Here is a 14411-nt window from a genome sequence, read left to right as displayed (position 1 = left end):
CCACGACGACCGGGGGTACTACGATCCCTCGGTGCCCAGATTCCTCGCCGACACCACACCGCTGCGTGTCTCCCCGGCCTTCGCCCGGCTGTGGTGGGGGCTGGGGATCTCCAACCTCGGTGCCCAGCTGACGGTCGTCGCCGTCGGCCTGCAGGTCTACGACCTCACCAGCTCGACCCTCGCAGTGGGTGTCCTGGGCATCTGCGCGCTGGTCCCGCTCGTGCTCCTGGGGCTCTATGGTGGGGCGCTCGTGGACGCCTACGACCGTCGCAAGGTGGCCCTCATCGCGTCGTCGGTGCTGTGGGTGGTGACGATCGCCCTCGCGGTGCAGGCGTGGCTCGGCGCGGACTCGGTCACCCTGCTCTACGCCCTCGTCGCCCCCCAGTCCGCCGCCTTCGCGGTGAACAACCCGGCCCGCTCGGCGATCATCCCGCGCCTGCTCGACCCCAAGCTGCTGCCGGCGGCGAACACGCTCATGACCATCACCTGGAACATCGCGTTGACGGTCGGGCCGCTCGCCGCGGCGCTGATCGTCAGCCGGTGGGGCTTCGGGATCGTCTACACCGTCGACGTCCTGTGCTTCACCGCGGCGCTGTGGGCGCTCGTCCAGCTGCCCGGCATGCCGCCGGAGCACACCCGCGACGAGGTCCAGGGCGGCGACGGGGACGGCACCGCGGCGACCGGTCCCCGGCGCGTGGGTCTGTCCTCGGTGCTGGAGGGCCTGCGCTACCTCGCGACCCGACCCACCGTCCGCATGACCTTCCTCGTCGACCTCGTCGCCATGGTCTTCGCCATGCCCCGCGTGCTCTTCCCGGCCATCGGCGTGGTCATCATCGGCGGCGGCGCGACGACGACGGGCGCCCTGACCGCGGCCCTGGCCGTGGGCGGCCTGCTCGCCGGGCTGTTCTCCGGCGGCCTGACCCGGGTCCACCGCCAGGGCGTGGTCATCATGTGGGCGATCATCGCCTGGGGACTGTCGGTCGCGGGCTTCGGCGTGGTCCTCGTGCTCGCCGGCCGGAGCACCCCCGACGAGATCCTCGTCGTCGCGCTCGTCGCCGCGCTGGCCATGCTCGTGCTGTGCGGTGCCTCCGACGCGATCAGCTCGGTGTTCCGCCAGACCATCCTGCAGTCGGCGACCCCGGACGACATGCGCGGGCGGCTGCAGGGCGTGTTCATCGTCGTCGTGGCAGGAGGTCCGCGGCTGGGTGACCTCGTGCTCGGGGCGCAGTCGTCGTGGTGGGGCGAAGGCTGGGCGGCCGTCGTCGGGGGGGCTCACCTGCGTCGTCGTGCTCCTGGTGCTGCTGCGCTGGCAGCCGCGGCTGCTCGCCTACGACTCCCGCCACCCCGAGCCGTAGCTCGAGGTGGCGGGCCGGGGCGGCGCGGCTCGCAGGGCTCTCAGATGAGCCGCTCCCACAGGAAGCGGTAGGCCAGCGCCTGCATGTGCGCGGCCTGGGAGTTGTTGGCCGCGCCGCCGTGCCCGCCCTCGGTGTTCTCGTAGTAGGTGACGTCCTTGCCGGCGTCGATCATCGCTGCGGCGAGCTTGCGCGCGTGCCCGGGGTGCACCCGGTCGTCCTTGGTCGACGTCGTGAACAGCACCGGCGGGTAGGCCGTGGCAGGGTCGAAGAGGTGGTACGGGGAGAAGGTCTTGATGTACTCCCACTCCTCGGGCACGTCCGGGTCGCCGTACTCGGCCATCCAGGACGCCCCGGCCAGCAGGTGGGAGTACCGCTTCATGTCCAGCAGCGGCACCTGGATGACGATCGCCCCGAACAGCTCGGGGTACTGCGTGAGCATGTTGCCGGCGAGCAGCCCGCCGTTGGAGCCGCCCTGCGCGCCCAGGTGCGCGGGGGAGGTGATCCCGCGGGCGATGAGGTCCTTGGCCACCGAGGAGAAGTCCTCGTAGGCGCGGTGCCGGTTCTCCTTGAGGGCGAGCTGGTGCCAGCGGGGGCCGTACTCACCGCCGCCCCGGATGTTCGCGACCACGTACACGCCGCCGCGCGCCAGCCATGCCCGTCCCAGCCCGCCGGAGTACCCGGGGGTGAGGGAGATCTCGAAGCCGCCGTACCCGTAGAGCAGGGTCGGTACGGTGCCGTCGAAGGCGAGGTCGTCACGGCGCACCACGAAGTACGGCACCCGGGTGCCGTCGTCGGAGGTGGCGAAGTGCTGGTCGATGGTCAGACCGTCGGCGTCGAAGAAGGTGGGCATGGACTTCAGCAGCGTCGGTTCCACCGGGTCGCCGAAGGCGGTGCTCACCGTGGTGATCGACAGGGTCGTGGGGGTCAGGTAGTCCGTCGCGACGAGCCACACGTCCTCGCTGTCGTCGGAGTCGACGGCGGAGACCTCCACCGTGCCGATCTCGGGCGCACCGACGAAGACGCTGCGCGGCCAGGGACCGGATCCCTGGGCGGGCGGGGTGAGCACGTGGAGGCGGTTCTTCACGTCGTCGAGCACGTTGATCACGAGGTGGCTGCGCGTCCACGTCGCCCCGGCCAGGGAGGTGGTGGGCCCGGGGACGAACAGCACGGTGAGATCGCGCTCGCCGGCCAGGAACTCCTCGAAGCGGGCTGCCAGCAGGGACCCGGCGGTGTAGGTGGTCGACCCCACCGTCCAGTCGTCGCGCAGCTCGATGAGCAGCCACTCCCGCTTCACGCCGATCTCGGCCGAGCGGGGGACCTCGATCTTGGTGAGCTGGTCGTCTGCGCCCAGGACGAAGAGCTCGGAGCTGTAGAAGGCGATGGACCGCGCGACGAAGTCCCGCTCGTAGCCGGGGGTGTGGCTGCGGAAGGCCGAGATGTACATGTCCTCCGGCTCGCCCTCGTACACGGTCACCGCGGACTCCAGGGGGGTGCCCCGGCTCCACCGCTTGGCGATCCGCGGGTACCCCGACGGCGTCAGCGACCCGTCACCGAAGTCGGTGAAGGCGTAGACGGTGTCGTCGTCGATCCAGGCCAGGTCCCCCTTGGCCTCGGGCCGGAAGAAGCCGCCGTCCTCGGGGGCCACGAAGGTCTTGGTCACGAGGTCGAACTCGCGGGTGACGTCGGCGTCGGACCCGCCGGGGGACAGGCTCACCAAGGCCTTGCGGTAGTCCGGGCGCAGCACCTGCGCCCCGTGCCACACCCAGCTGACGTCCTCTGCCGCGCCGAGGGCGTCGACGTCCAGCACCGTCTCCCACTCCGGCTCGGGGCTGCGGTAGGACTCCAGGGTGGTCCGGCGCCACAGGCCCTGCGGGTGCTCGGCGTCCTTCCAGAAGTTGTAGAAGAGGTCGCCCACCTTGGACACGCCGGGGATCTTCGCGTCGGAGTCCAGGACCGCGCGGATCTGCGCCTCGGTCGAGGCGAACTCCGGGGTCGCAGCGAGCGTGGACTCGGTCGCGGCGTTGCGCTCGCGGACCCAGCTCAGGGCCCTCGCGCCCTCGACGTCCTCGAGCCAGAGGTAGGGGTCGGTCGGGGCGGTGGCCTCAGGGTTCATGGGACCACTCTAGGGACTGCGGGCGACACGCGGCGCCCGGTGCGGGCTGCCCCGCACATGTCGGTGGTTCGCGCGATGATGTACCCGTGAGCGAACAACCCCCCGCCCTGACCGTGACCGACGACGTGAGCCCCGCCGAGAGCGAGGCGCGCAGCGCCTGGACCGCGCTGGCCGAGCAGATCGAGGCGCACCAGTTCGCCTACTACGTGCGCGACGCCCCCACCGTCTCCGACGCCGAGTACGACGAGCTGCTGCGCGCGCTCGAGGCGCTCGAGGACGCCCACCCCGAGCTGCGCACCCCGGACTCGCCGACCCAGCGGGTCGGCGGCACCTTCTCGACGGACTTCGCGGCCGTGGACCACGTCGAGCCCATGCTCAGCCTGGACAACGCCTTCAACGCCGAGGACCTCGCGGCCTGGGCCGAGCGGGTGCACCGTGAGATCGGCACCACCGAGGTGCACTACCTGTGCGAGGTGAAGATCGACGGCCTGGCCGTCGCGCTGCTCTACGAGAAGGGGCGCCTGGTGCGGGCGGCGACCCGCGGCGACGGCCGGACCGGGGAGGACGTGACGCTCAACGTCCGCACCATCGAGACCATCCCCAAGACGCTGGGCGGGGACCCAGCCACGCACCCGGACCTCATCGAGATCCGCGGCGAGGTGTTCATGCTCACCGACCAGTTCGCCGCGCTCAACGAGGCCCAGATGGCCGCCGGCAAGCCGCCCTTCGCCAACCCGCGCAACGCCGCGGCCGGGTCGCTGCGTCAGAAGAACCCGAAGATCACCGCGAGCCGCCCGCTGCGGATGTACGCCCACGGCATCGGCGCGCTGCACTGGGACGCGGGCACTCCGTCGACGCTGCAGCGCCAGTCGGACGCCTACGCCCTGCTGGAGTCCTGGGGGGTGCCGGTCTCGGGCCACAACCGCGTCGTCGAGGGCCTCGCTGGCGTGCAGGAGATGATCGACTACTACGGCGAGCACCGCCACGACATCGAGCACGAGCTCGACGGGATCGTCGTCAAGGTCGACGAGCTGGCGCTGCAGCGTCGCCTCGGCGCGACGAGCCGGGCGCCGCGGTGGGCGATCGCCTACAAGTACCCGCCGGAAGAGGTCAACACCACGCTGCTGGACATCCGCGTCAACGTCGGCCGCACGGGACGGGTCACTCCCTTCGGTGTCATGGAGCCGGTCCTCGTGGCCGGGTCCACGGTCGAGATGGCGACCCTGCACAACGGCAGCGAGGTCAAGCGCAAGGGCGTGCTCATCGGTGACACCGTCGTGCTGCGCAAGGCGGGCGACGTCATCCCGGAGATCGTCGGCCCGGTCGTCGAGCTGCGCGACGGCACCGAGCGCGAGTTCGTCATGCCCACCCACTGCCCGTCCTGCGGCACGCTGCTGGCTCCGGCCAAGGAGGGCGACGTCGACATCCGCTGCCCCAACCAGCGGTCCTGCCCCTCTCAGCTGCGCGAGCGGGTGGCACACCTGTCCGGACGCGGCGCCTTCGACATCGAGGCGATGGGCTGGGAGGCCTCGATCGCCCTCGTCGACCCCGAGCTCAACCGCCCCCCAGGTGCGGACGAGGCCGGGATCGAGCGTCAGGTGCCGGTGCTGGCCACCGAGGCCGGGTTCTTCGACCTCACCGTGGAGGACCTCGCCGACATCAAGGTCTGGCGGCAGAAGAAGGTCAAGGGCGTGGTCACCGACGTCTGGGAGCAGGTGCTGTTCTTCTGGACCAAGCCCACGGCCAAGACGCCGTCCAAGCCGACCGCGACGACGGTGACCTTCTTCGCCGAGCGCGAGAAGGCCAAGTCCCAGCCGCTGTGGCGGGTGCTCGTCGCGCTGTCCATCCGCCACGTCGGCCCGACGGCGGCGCGCGCGCTGGCCACCAACCTCGGCTCGATGGACGCGATCATCGATGCGACGCAGGAGCAGCTGGCCGCGACCGAAGGGGTCGGGCCGACCATCGCGCAGGCTGTCCGGGAGTGGTTCGGAGACCCCGACGACCCGGAGAACTGGCACCGGGAGATCGTGGAGCGCTGGCGTGCGGCCGGGGTCCGGATGGAGGACGAGCGGGACACCTCCATCGACCGGACCCTGGAGGGCCTGACGATCGTCGTGACGGGCGGCCTCGAGGGCTTCAACCGGGACCAGGTCAAGGAAGCGATCATCGTGCGGGGCGGCAAGGCCTCCGGCTCGGTGTCGAAGAAGACCGACTTCGTGGTGGTCGGTGAGAACGCCGGCTCCAAGGAGGCCAAGGCCCGCGAGCTCGGGCTGACCATCCTCGACGAGGCGGCCTTCGTCCGGCTGCTCGCGGAGGGGCCGGCGGGTGTGGGGGCTGCCACGGCGCAGACCCTCGAGGTCGGTGACGAGGTCGACGCCCTCGACCCCGAGGCGGCTCCAGCGGCCGCGGACGAGGCGACGACGACGGACTGACGCGGGCGAGCCGGGCCACCGGCTCGGCTCGCGGGCTCGGCTTGTCAGCTCGGCTCGTCGGCTCGGTCCCGCGCGGCCCAGGCCATGCCGCGCTCGATGACCGCCGCGAGATCGGGGTTGGCGAGGTCGGCCATGTGGTGGCCCGGGGCGCACACGAAGATGCGTCCCGCGCCCCACTGCCGGGTCCAGATCGCGGGGCAGACCACGGGGTGGGCCCACGGGTCGCCCGGTCCGGGGTGGATCTCGGTGGTCGCGAGGACGTCGATCGCGGAGTCGGTGAGCACCCAGTACTGCTCGGAGTGCAGCGAGATCGACGAGATGCCCGCGACGACGGGGTGGTCGGCGCGGTCGGGCAGCACGGTGATCGTGTGGTCGACGAGGTCACCTGGGTGGGCGGCGAACTGGGCGCCCATCATCTGCAGATAGTCGGTGGCCACCCGGAAGGAGTCGATGACCCCGCCGTGCCAGCCGGCGAAGCCGGTGCCTGCGGCGACGGCTGCCCGCAGGCCGCGCAGCTCGTCGGGAAGGATCTCGCCCATCGTCCAGCACTGGACGATGAGGTCGACGCTGGCCATGAGCTCGGCGTCGGCGTAGACCTCCAGGGAGCCCTCGACGATGACCTCGAAGCCGGTCTCGGTCAGGTGGGGGATGAACAGCTCGGTCGCGACCTCGGGGGAGTGGCCGGGCCACCCGCCACGGACCACCAGTGCACGTCGCTGCGGGATGTTCATGAGTCCTCCGTCGGCTCAGACGATCAGGGCATCGATTGCTGCTGGTGAGAGTACGTGATCGACGGCCATGGCACTGGCCCCCAGGACGCCGGCCCGGCGTCGTGTCTGGGAGGTGACGATGCGCAGGTCCTGGGTGGCCAGCGGCAACGAGCGTTGGTAGACGATCTCGCGGATCCCGGCGAGCAGGTGCTCACCGGCGTCGGCCACGACGCCGCCGATGACGATCATCGACGGGTTGAGCAGGCTCACGCAGCTGGCGAGCACCGAGCCGATGTCTCGTCCGGCCTGGCGCACGGCGTGGCTGGCCACGAGGTCTCCGGCCCGGACGAGGTCGACGACGTCGGCGGAGGTCTGGGCCTCCAGGCCCACCTCACGCAGCGCGGCGGCGATCGCCTGGCCGCTCGCGACGGCCTCCAGGCATCCGGTGTTCCCGCAGCGGCACTGCACCTGGGAGCCGGTGGCGGTCGCGACGTGCCCGATGTCCCCGGCTGCGCCGCGGGCCCCGCGGCGGAGCTGGCCGTCGCTGATGACTCCCGCGCCGATCCCGGTGGCGACCTTGACGAAGAGCAGGTCGTCGACCTGGGGCCAGGCGGTGCGGTGCTCGCCGAGGGCCATGATGTTGACGTCGTTGTCGACGAGCACGGCCGCGTCGAAGTGCCGCGACAGGATGGTCGGGACGTCGGCGTCGTCCCAGGACGGCATGATCGGGGGGTTGATCGGGCGCCCGGTGGAGTGCTCGACGGGCCCGGGCAGTCCCACCCCGACGCTCACCAGATCCGCGTGGGTGCGCCCGATCGCGGCGATGAGCTCGTCTGCGCAGCGGATGACCCAGCCGAGGACGGCCTCTGGGCCGTCGGCGATGGCGATGGCCTCCTCGCGCTCGACGAGGACGTGGGAGCTGAGGTCGGTCACCGCCAGGTGGGCATGGGTGGCACCGAGATCGACTGCGAGCACGATCTTGGCGCTGGGGTTGAAGGCGAAGGTGGCCGGGGGGCGGCCGCCGGTCGAGCTCGCCTCGCCAGCCGGGGCGATGAGCCCGGCGGACATGAGCAGGTCGATGCGGGCCGCGATGGTCGAGCGCGCCTGTCCGGTGACGGCTGCCAGGTCTGCGCGGGTGCGGGGTTGGCCGTCGCGCAGCATCTGGAACATCTCTCCGGCGCCCGTGGGGCGGGGAGCGAACTTCAGCAGTTCCTCCGTGGGCACAGGGAATCACGGGCCTCTCGGTCGGCGGTCGTTCGACGGACGAGCAGCGTATCGCCGCTCGGTTCTTCTGAAGGCTACTCTCTCCGGTTCTGATAAGTCACGAGCAGATAACGATTGATAATCATGCATCTTTTGATTGCGAGCCGACAGAAGTTGGGTTAGGTTCGACCCATGGTCAACGTGGACCCCATGCCGGATCACCGGCCGCTCCTGCAGATGCAGGGCATCGTCAAGCAGTTTCCCGGCGCCCGAGCCCTCGACGGCGTCGATCTCGAGATCCTCCCCGGTGAGGTGCACTGCCTGCTCGGTCAGAACGGTGCCGGCAAGTCCACCCTCATCAAGATCCTCGCCGGCGCCCACCAGCCCGACGAGGGACAGATCCTCCTCGACGGCGCCCCCGTGGTCATCACCCACCCGGTCGCGGCCCTCACCCTCGGTGTGGCGACGATGTACCAGGAGCTCGACGTCGTCGACGGCCTCACCGTCACCGAGAACATCTTCCTCGGCCACGAGCTCGCCACGGCCGGCTTCTCCCAGCGCCGGGCAGCGACGCGGCGCACCCGCGAGCTGCTCGCCCGCCTGGGGCACCCGGACATCTCCCCGCACAAGGAGGTCGGGCGCCTGTCCGCAGCGGGCAAGCAGATCGTCTCGATGGCCCGCGCCCTGTCCTACGACGCCCGGATCATCATCATGGACGAACCCTCCGCCGTCTTGGACTCCGAGGAGGTGGCCAACCTCTTCCGCGTGGTGCGTGAGCTCGCCCGCGACGGCGTGGCCGTCGTCTACATCTCCCACCGTCTGGACGAGATCCGCCAGATCGGTGACCGCATCACGGTGCTCAAGGACGGCCGGGCGGTCGCCCAGAACCTCGACGTCGCCCAGACGCCTACCCCCGACCTCATCCGCCTCATGACCGGCCGCAGCGTCGACCAGGTCTTCCCCGACCGCCTCCCCGTCGCCCCCGAGGCCGAGGTCCTGCTGCGGGTGACCGGGCTCGGGCTCAAGGGCACCTTCCACGACGTCTCCTTCGAGGTCCGCGCCGGGGAGGTGCTCGGCCTGGCCGGGCTCGTCGGCTCGGGCCGCTCGGAGATCCTCGAGACCGTCTACGGCGCCCGCACAGCGACGTCGGGAACCGTCGAGGTCGCCGGACGGCGCACCCGGCGCGGCTCGGTGAAGTCCGCCGTCGACTCCGGCGTCGGGCTGTGCCCCGAGGAGCGCAAGAGCCAGGGCCTGCTCCTCGACGAACCGATCTACCGCAACATCACCCTCTCCGCCTTCGCCCGCTTCGCCTCCGCCGGCTTCCTCGACGAAAGCGCGGAGCGGCGAGCGGCCCAGCAGCAGGTCGAGGCCCTCGACATACGGCCCCACGACGTGGACCGCACCGTGCGCACCCTCTCCGGAGGGAACCAGCAGAAGGCTGTGCTGAGCCGCTGGCTCGTGCACGGCTGCCGGGTCCTGCTCCTGGACGAGCCGACCCGCGGCGTCGACGTCGGCGCCCGCGCGGAGATCTACAGCCTCATCCGCGCCCTCGCCGCCGCCGGCACCGCCGTCGTCGTCGTCTCGAGCGAGATCGACGAGGTCCTGGGGATGTCCGACCGCGTGCTGGTCATCTCCGAAGGGCAGGTGGTCTTCACCAGCCCCGCAGAGTCCATCGACGAGCACCAGGTGCTCGCACTGGTCATGGAAGGAAGTGCAGCGTGAGCTCGCAACACGTCTCCGCCAAGCCCTCGCCGGCAGGCGCCGGGCCTCAGGGCGCGCCGACCGCCACCCGCCCACGCCGCACGCTCCTGCGGGGGTCCTCCGGCCGCAGCATCGGTCTGGTGCTCGCCCTCGTCGTGCTGTGCGTCGTCGGGTACGTCACCGGAGGCGAGCGCTTCGCCAGCGTCGACAACCTCATGACCATCCTGCGCCTGGCCGCGGCGCTGGGGGTGCTGAGCATCGGGATGACCTTCGTCATCACCGGGGGAGGGATCGACCTCTCGGTCGGCTCGGTCATGGGGCTCGCCACCGTGTGGGCCACGACCGTCGCCACCCAGACCATGGCCCAGGACTTCCACTGGATCGTCATGGTGCTGGTCGCCCTCGCCGTCGGCACCGCGTGCGGCCTCATCAACGGCGTGCTCATCGCCTACGGCAAGGTGGTCGCCTTCATCGCCACCCTCGCCATGATGGTCGGCGCTCGCGGTCTCGCCGAGATGATCGCCAACCGTCAGACCCAGCCGGTCAAGGTCCGGGCCTTCCTGGACTTCTTCCGTGCTGAGGTTCTGGGCATCCCGGCCCTGGTGTGGATGTTCGTCCTCGTGGCGGTCGCCGGCTGGGTGCTGCTCAACCGCACCACCTTCGGGCGGCGCACCATCGCCGTGGGCGGCAACCCCGAGGCCGCGCGCCTGGCCGGGGTCAACGTCAAGCGGCACACCATGTACCTCTACGGCCTGGCCGGGCTGGCTGCCGGGATCGCCGGCGTGATGATGCTCGTGCGCACCACGGCGGGGTCCTCGACCACCGGCCAGCTCTACGAGCTCGACGCCATCGCCGCCGTCGTCGTCGGTGGCACCCTCCTCGTCGGCGGTCGCGGGACCATCGGCGGCACCGTCCTGGGCGTGCTGATCTTCACCACCCTGACCAACGTCTTCACCTTGAACAACATGTCCATCTCCGCCCAGTCGGTGGCCAAGGGCGTCATCATCGTCGTCGCCGTCCTGCTCCAGCAGCGCTTCGCGGCCCGCGGCAGAGCCACCTGACCCGCACGCCACCACCGGATCGCCTCCGGGCGACCCCACCGCAGCACGCCCGCCAGCGTCACCTGCGACCCTCACCATCCGTGGCACCACCACCCGCTCCGCGCACCACCACCTGCTCGGCCGTCATCAGACCGGATCAAAGGAGATTTCCATGTCTGCTCGCCTCACCACCTCTCCCCGCCGCGGGCTCCTCGCCCTCACCACGACCGTCGCCGTCGGCGCCCTCGTGCTGGCCGGCTGCACCTCCAACGAGGCGCCTCAGGCCGAGGGCACCGCCGCCTCGAGCGCACCCGCCGCCGTCTCCGACAACGACGACGACGGCGACACGGTCGTCATCGGCTTCTCCGCCCCCGCCGCCGACCACGGCTGGATGGGAGCCATCACCTCCGCCGCGAAGGCGGAGGCGGAGAAGTACCCCGACGTCGAGCTCCGGGTCGCCGAGGGCACCAACGACGTCAGTCTCCAGATCTCCCAGATCGAGACCTTCATCAACGACAAGGTCGACGCGATCGTGCTGCTGCCCTTCGACGGTGCCGCGCTGACCGAGGTCGCGACCCAGGCGATGGACGCCGGGATCACCGTGATCAACGTCGACCGCGAGTTCTCCAGCCCCTTCGCCGCCCGCACCACGGTGCTCGGCGACAACTACGGCATGGGGGTCAGCGCGGGCACCTACATCTGCGAAGAGCTGGGAGGCAACGCCGACGCCGTGGTCGCCGAGATCGCCGGGATCGACTCGCTGCCGCTGACCCAGGACCGCAGCCAGGGCTTCTCCGACGCCCTCTCCGACTGCGGGCTGACCGTCTCCAACCGGGTGGCCGCCGACTTCACCATCCAGGGTGGAGAGACGGCGACCGCGAACCTGCTGCAGGCCGCACCGAAGATCGACGCGATCTGGAACCACGACGACGACCAGGGCGTGGGTGTCCTCGCCGCGATCGACAGCGCCGGACGTGACGAGTTCTTCATGGTCGGCGGGGCCGGCTCGGCCAACGTCATGGAGTCCATCAAGGCCGGTGACTCCGTCCTGCAGGCCACGGTCGTCTACCCCTCCACCCAGGCTGCCGACGGCATCAAACTCGCCCGCCTCATCGTCCAGGGCAAGTCGATGAGCGACCTCGGCTCCCTCGGGGTGCCGCGTCAGGTGCAGCTCTACGCACCCGTGGTGACGCAGGAGAACGTCGACCTCTACCTCCCGTCCGCCTTCCAGTCCTGATCCACCATCGAGCTCCGGTCGGGGCTCGGGACGCGGCCAGCCGCGCACCGGGCCCCGACCGCGGAAGGGAGTCCCACCATGTCTGACCACCCCTCTGACCACCTGCCTGACGACGAGCGCCCCCGCCTCGGGGTCGGGATGGTCGGCCACTCCTTCATGGGTGCAGCGCACTCACAGGCGTGGCGGACAGCACCACACTTCTTCGACCTGCCCCTGCGCATCGAGATGACCACGGTCGCCGGGCGTCGTCTGGCCACGGCGCAGGCCGCAGCCGACCGGCTGGGCTGGCTCGGCGCGGACCCGTCCTGGCAGTCCCTCGTGGCGCGCGACGACGTCGACCTCGTCGACATCTGCACCCCGGGCAACACCCACGCCGAGATCGCGATCGCCGCGCTGGCCGCTGGTAAGCACGTGCTGTGCGAGAAGCCCCTGGCCAACTCCGTGGCCGAGGCCGAGCGCATGGTGGCCGCCGCCGACGCCGCCGCGGAGCACGGCGTCATGGCGATGGTCGGGTTCACCTACCGCCGTGTCCCCGCGGTCCAGCTGGCCCGCCAGCTGGTGGCGCAAGGACGGATCGGGGAGGTGCGGCACGTGCGCGCGCAGTACCTGCAGGACTGGCTCACCGACGAGGACGCCCCGCTGTCCTGGCGGCTGGACCGCACCCTCGCCGGGTCGGGGGCGCTCGGAGACATCGGCGCGCACATCATCGACCTCACCCAGTTCATCACCGGCGAGGAGATCATCGGGGTCGCGGGGCTGCTCGAGACCTTCGTCGCCGAGCGACCGCTCGCGCAGGCCTCCTCGGGTCTGTCCGGGGTGGCCGGCACCGGCCGCGGCCCCGTCACCGTGGACGACGCCGCAGCCTTCCTCGCCCGCTTCTCCGGCGGGGCGATGGGCGTCTTCGAGGCCACCCGCTTCGCGGGCGGGCGCAAGAACGCCATCCGCGTGGAGATCAACGGCTCGCTCGGGTCGGTGGCCTTCGACTTCGAGGACATGAACGTCCTGCACTTCTTCGACGCGACCGAGCCGGCCGCCGTCGCCGGCTTCCGCCGGATCGTGGTGACCGAGGCGGAGCACCCCTATATCGCGAGCTGGTGGCCGGCCGGGCACGGCCTGGGCTACGAGCACGCCTTCACCCACCAGGTGGTGGACCTCGTCGGAGCGATCGCCTCCGGCACCCAGCCGACGCCGTCCTTCCACGACGGCCTCGTCGTCCAGAAGGTGCTCGACGCCGTCGAGCGCAGCGCCGCCGACCGCAGTGCCTGGTGCGAGCCGCGGTCGAGCGCGTCGGTGCTGACCTGAGCTGGTGCTGCCTGACCTGTTCTTGCCTGACCTGAGCTGTGCTGACCCGAGATCGTCCGAAGGAGAGCGACATGGCACGACCGATCACCTTGTTCACCGGCCAGTGGGCCGACCTGCCCTTCGAGGAGGTCGTCCGTCTGGCGGCCGGGTGGGGCTATGACGGGTTGGAGATCGCCTGCTGGGGTGACCACCTCGACCCCTGGCGCTGGGACGACGACGCCTACGTCCAGGGCAAGCTCGACCTGCTCGCTGCCCACGGGCTGTCCGTCTACGCGATCTCCAACCACCTCAAGGGTCAGGCGGTCTGCGACGACCCGATCGACCAGCGTCACCGCGACATCCTGTCCGACAGGGTGTGGGGCGACGGCGACCCGGAGGGCGTGCGCCAGCGCGCGGCCCAGGAGATGACGTGCACGGCCCGCCTCGCGGCCAAGCTCGGGGTGAAGACCGTCGTCGGCTTCACCGGCTCCTCCATCTGGAAGTACGTGGCGATGTTCCCCCCGGTCACCCAGAAGGCGATCGACGCCGGGTACCAGGACTTCGCCGACAGGTGGAACCCGATCCTCGACGTCTTCGACGAGGTGGGGGTGCGCTTCGCCCACGAGGTGCACCCCAGCGAGATCGCCTACGACTACTGGACCACGGTGCGCACCCTCGAGGCGATCGGTCACCGGGAGGCCTTCGGCCTCAACTGGGACCCGAGCCACATGGTGTGGCAGGACATCGACCCGGTGAGCTTCTTGTGGGACTTCCAGGACCGGATCTATCACGTGGACTGCAAGGACACGAAGAAGCGGATGACCAACGGTCGCAACTCCCGGATGGGGTCCCATCTGGCGTGGGCGGATGCCCGCCGTGGCTGGGACTTCATCTCCACCGGTCACGGGGACGTGCCCTGGGAGGACGCCTTCCGGATGCTCAACACCATCGGCTACGCCGGGCCGATCTCGATCGAATGGGAGGACGCGGGCATGGATCGCCTCGTCGGTGCCCCCGAGGCCCTCGAGTTCGTCCGCCGTCTCGCCTTCGACCCGCCCGACGCCGCCTTCGACGCCGCCTTCTCCAGCCGCGGCTGAGGACGGGACGCCGGCAGCTGGCAGAGAACTGTGTGCAGACGGAGGGGACCGACGGGTGGCCGCCGGTCCCCTCCGTCGTGGCAGGTCAGTCGCGGGGGAGCGGGGGAGAGACGAGGGGGTGCCGGGCCGTGGTGGCTATGTGGTCGCGGTCACGTGGGGCTGGGTTGACGTCGCGGCGGGCGGGAACGTAATCTTCTGGATGTCAGCCCGACTGGGAGGCACAGACACCACTGCGAAGCTCA

Annotated in this window: 9 protein-coding genes and 1 pseudogene; 7 read left to right on the top strand and 3 right to left on the bottom strand. The window is 70.8% G+C overall.

What is annotated here, in order from left to right:
- Nucleotides 1-31: 31 nt before the first annotated feature.
- Nucleotides 32-1355: pseudogene (locus tag SS2_RS13035) on the top strand (MFS transporter).
- 40 nt (nt 1356-1395) lie between these two features.
- On the opposite strand, the gene SS2_RS13030 reads toward SS2_RS13035, so the two are convergent.
- Nucleotides 1396-3468 carry a prolyl oligopeptidase family serine peptidase gene (locus SS2_RS13030; protein ID WP_066464852.1) on the bottom strand — a complete coding sequence of 691 codons (2073 nt, stop codon included), beginning with the start codon at nt 3466-3468 and terminating at the stop codon, nt 1396-1398.
- 86 nt (nt 3469-3554) lie between these two features.
- On the opposite strand from SS2_RS13030, the gene ligA reads away from it, so the two are divergent.
- Entirely contained in the window at nt 3555-5900 is a 2346-nt protein-coding gene (gene ligA / locus SS2_RS13025; RefSeq protein ID WP_217995607.1) for an NAD-dependent DNA ligase LigA, read from the top strand.
- Nucleotides 5901-5944: 44 nt separating this feature from the next.
- Here ligA and SS2_RS13020 read toward each other — a convergent pair whose 3' ends face one another.
- On the bottom strand, nt 5945-6631 hold the full coding sequence (locus SS2_RS13020; RefSeq protein ID WP_066464850.1) for a ThuA domain-containing protein: 687 nt from the start codon (nt 6629-6631) through the stop codon (nt 5945-5947).
- Nucleotides 6632-6646: 15 nt separating this feature from the next.
- Nucleotides 6647-7780 (bottom strand): ROK family protein, encoded by a 1134-nt coding sequence (locus SS2_RS13015; RefSeq protein WP_066464991.1) that lies wholly within the window; start codon nt 7778-7780, stop codon nt 6647-6649.
- A gap of 225 nt (nt 7781-8005) precedes the next feature.
- Between SS2_RS13015 and SS2_RS13010 the strand changes: the two genes are divergently transcribed.
- From SS2_RS13010 to SS2_RS12990, 5 genes are all read left to right on the top strand, one after another.
- On the top strand, nt 8006-9535 hold the full coding sequence (locus SS2_RS13010) for a sugar ABC transporter ATP-binding protein (RefSeq protein WP_066464848.1): 1530 nt from the start codon (nt 8006-8008) through the stop codon (nt 9533-9535).
- Nucleotides 9532-10575, top strand: a complete 1044-nt coding sequence (locus SS2_RS13005) for an ABC transporter permease (RefSeq protein ID WP_066464845.1) — start codon at nt 9532-9534, stop codon at nt 10573-10575. Before SS2_RS13010 ends, SS2_RS13005 begins: the two co-directional genes overlap by 4 nt.
- Nucleotides 10576-10726: 151 nt before the next feature.
- Nucleotides 10727-11791, top strand: a complete 1065-nt coding sequence (locus SS2_RS13000) for a substrate-binding domain-containing protein (RefSeq protein ID WP_066464843.1) — start codon at nt 10727-10729, stop codon at nt 11789-11791.
- A gap of 78 nt (nt 11792-11869) precedes the next feature.
- Entirely contained in the window at nt 11870-13093 is a 1224-nt protein-coding gene (locus tag SS2_RS12995) for a Gfo/Idh/MocA family protein (RefSeq protein WP_066464841.1), read from the top strand.
- A gap of 71 nt (nt 13094-13164) precedes the next feature.
- The gene (locus SS2_RS12990) at nt 13165-14169 is read left to right on the top strand and encodes a sugar phosphate isomerase/epimerase family protein (protein ID WP_066464839.1); all 1005 of its coding nucleotides are present in this window, start codon (nt 13165-13167) and stop codon (nt 14167-14169) included.
- The last annotated feature ends 242 nt before the right edge of the window (nt 14170-14411 follow it).

It is taken from the genome of Sanguibacter suarezii NBRC 16159 (genome assembly GCF_001552735.1).
GTDB classification, from domain to species: domain Bacteria; phylum Actinomycetota; class Actinomycetes; order Actinomycetales; family Cellulomonadaceae; genus Sanguibacter; species Sanguibacter suarezii.
Note: the sequence above shows the minus strand (reverse complement) of the source record. Positions and strands in the feature narration are given on the sequence as shown.

Bases quoted from the DNA above. Each gene is read 5' to 3' on its own strand.
- SS2_RS13030 (WP_066464852.1), bottom strand. From the start codon at position 3,468: ATGAACCCTGAGGCCACCGCCCCGACCGACCCCTACCTCTGGCTCGAG.
- SS2_RS13020 (WP_066464850.1), bottom strand. From the start codon at position 6,631: ATGAACATCCCGCAGCGACGTGCACTGGTGGTCCGTGGCGGGTGGCCC.
- SS2_RS13015 (WP_066464991.1), bottom strand. From the start codon at position 7,780: ATGTTCCAGATGCTGCGCGACGGCCAACCCCGCACCCGCGCAGACCTG.
- SS2_RS13010 (WP_066464848.1), top strand. From the start codon at position 8,006: ATGGTCAACGTGGACCCCATGCCGGATCACCGGCCGCTCCTGCAGATG.
- SS2_RS13000 (WP_066464843.1), top strand. From the start codon at position 10,727: ATGTCTGCTCGCCTCACCACCTCTCCCCGCCGCGGGCTCCTCGCCCTC.
- SS2_RS12995 (WP_066464841.1), top strand. From the start codon at position 11,870: ATGTCTGACCACCCCTCTGACCACCTGCCTGACGACGAGCGCCCCCGC.
- SS2_RS12990 (WP_066464839.1), top strand. From the start codon at position 13,165: ATGGCACGACCGATCACCTTGTTCACCGGCCAGTGGGCCGACCTGCCC.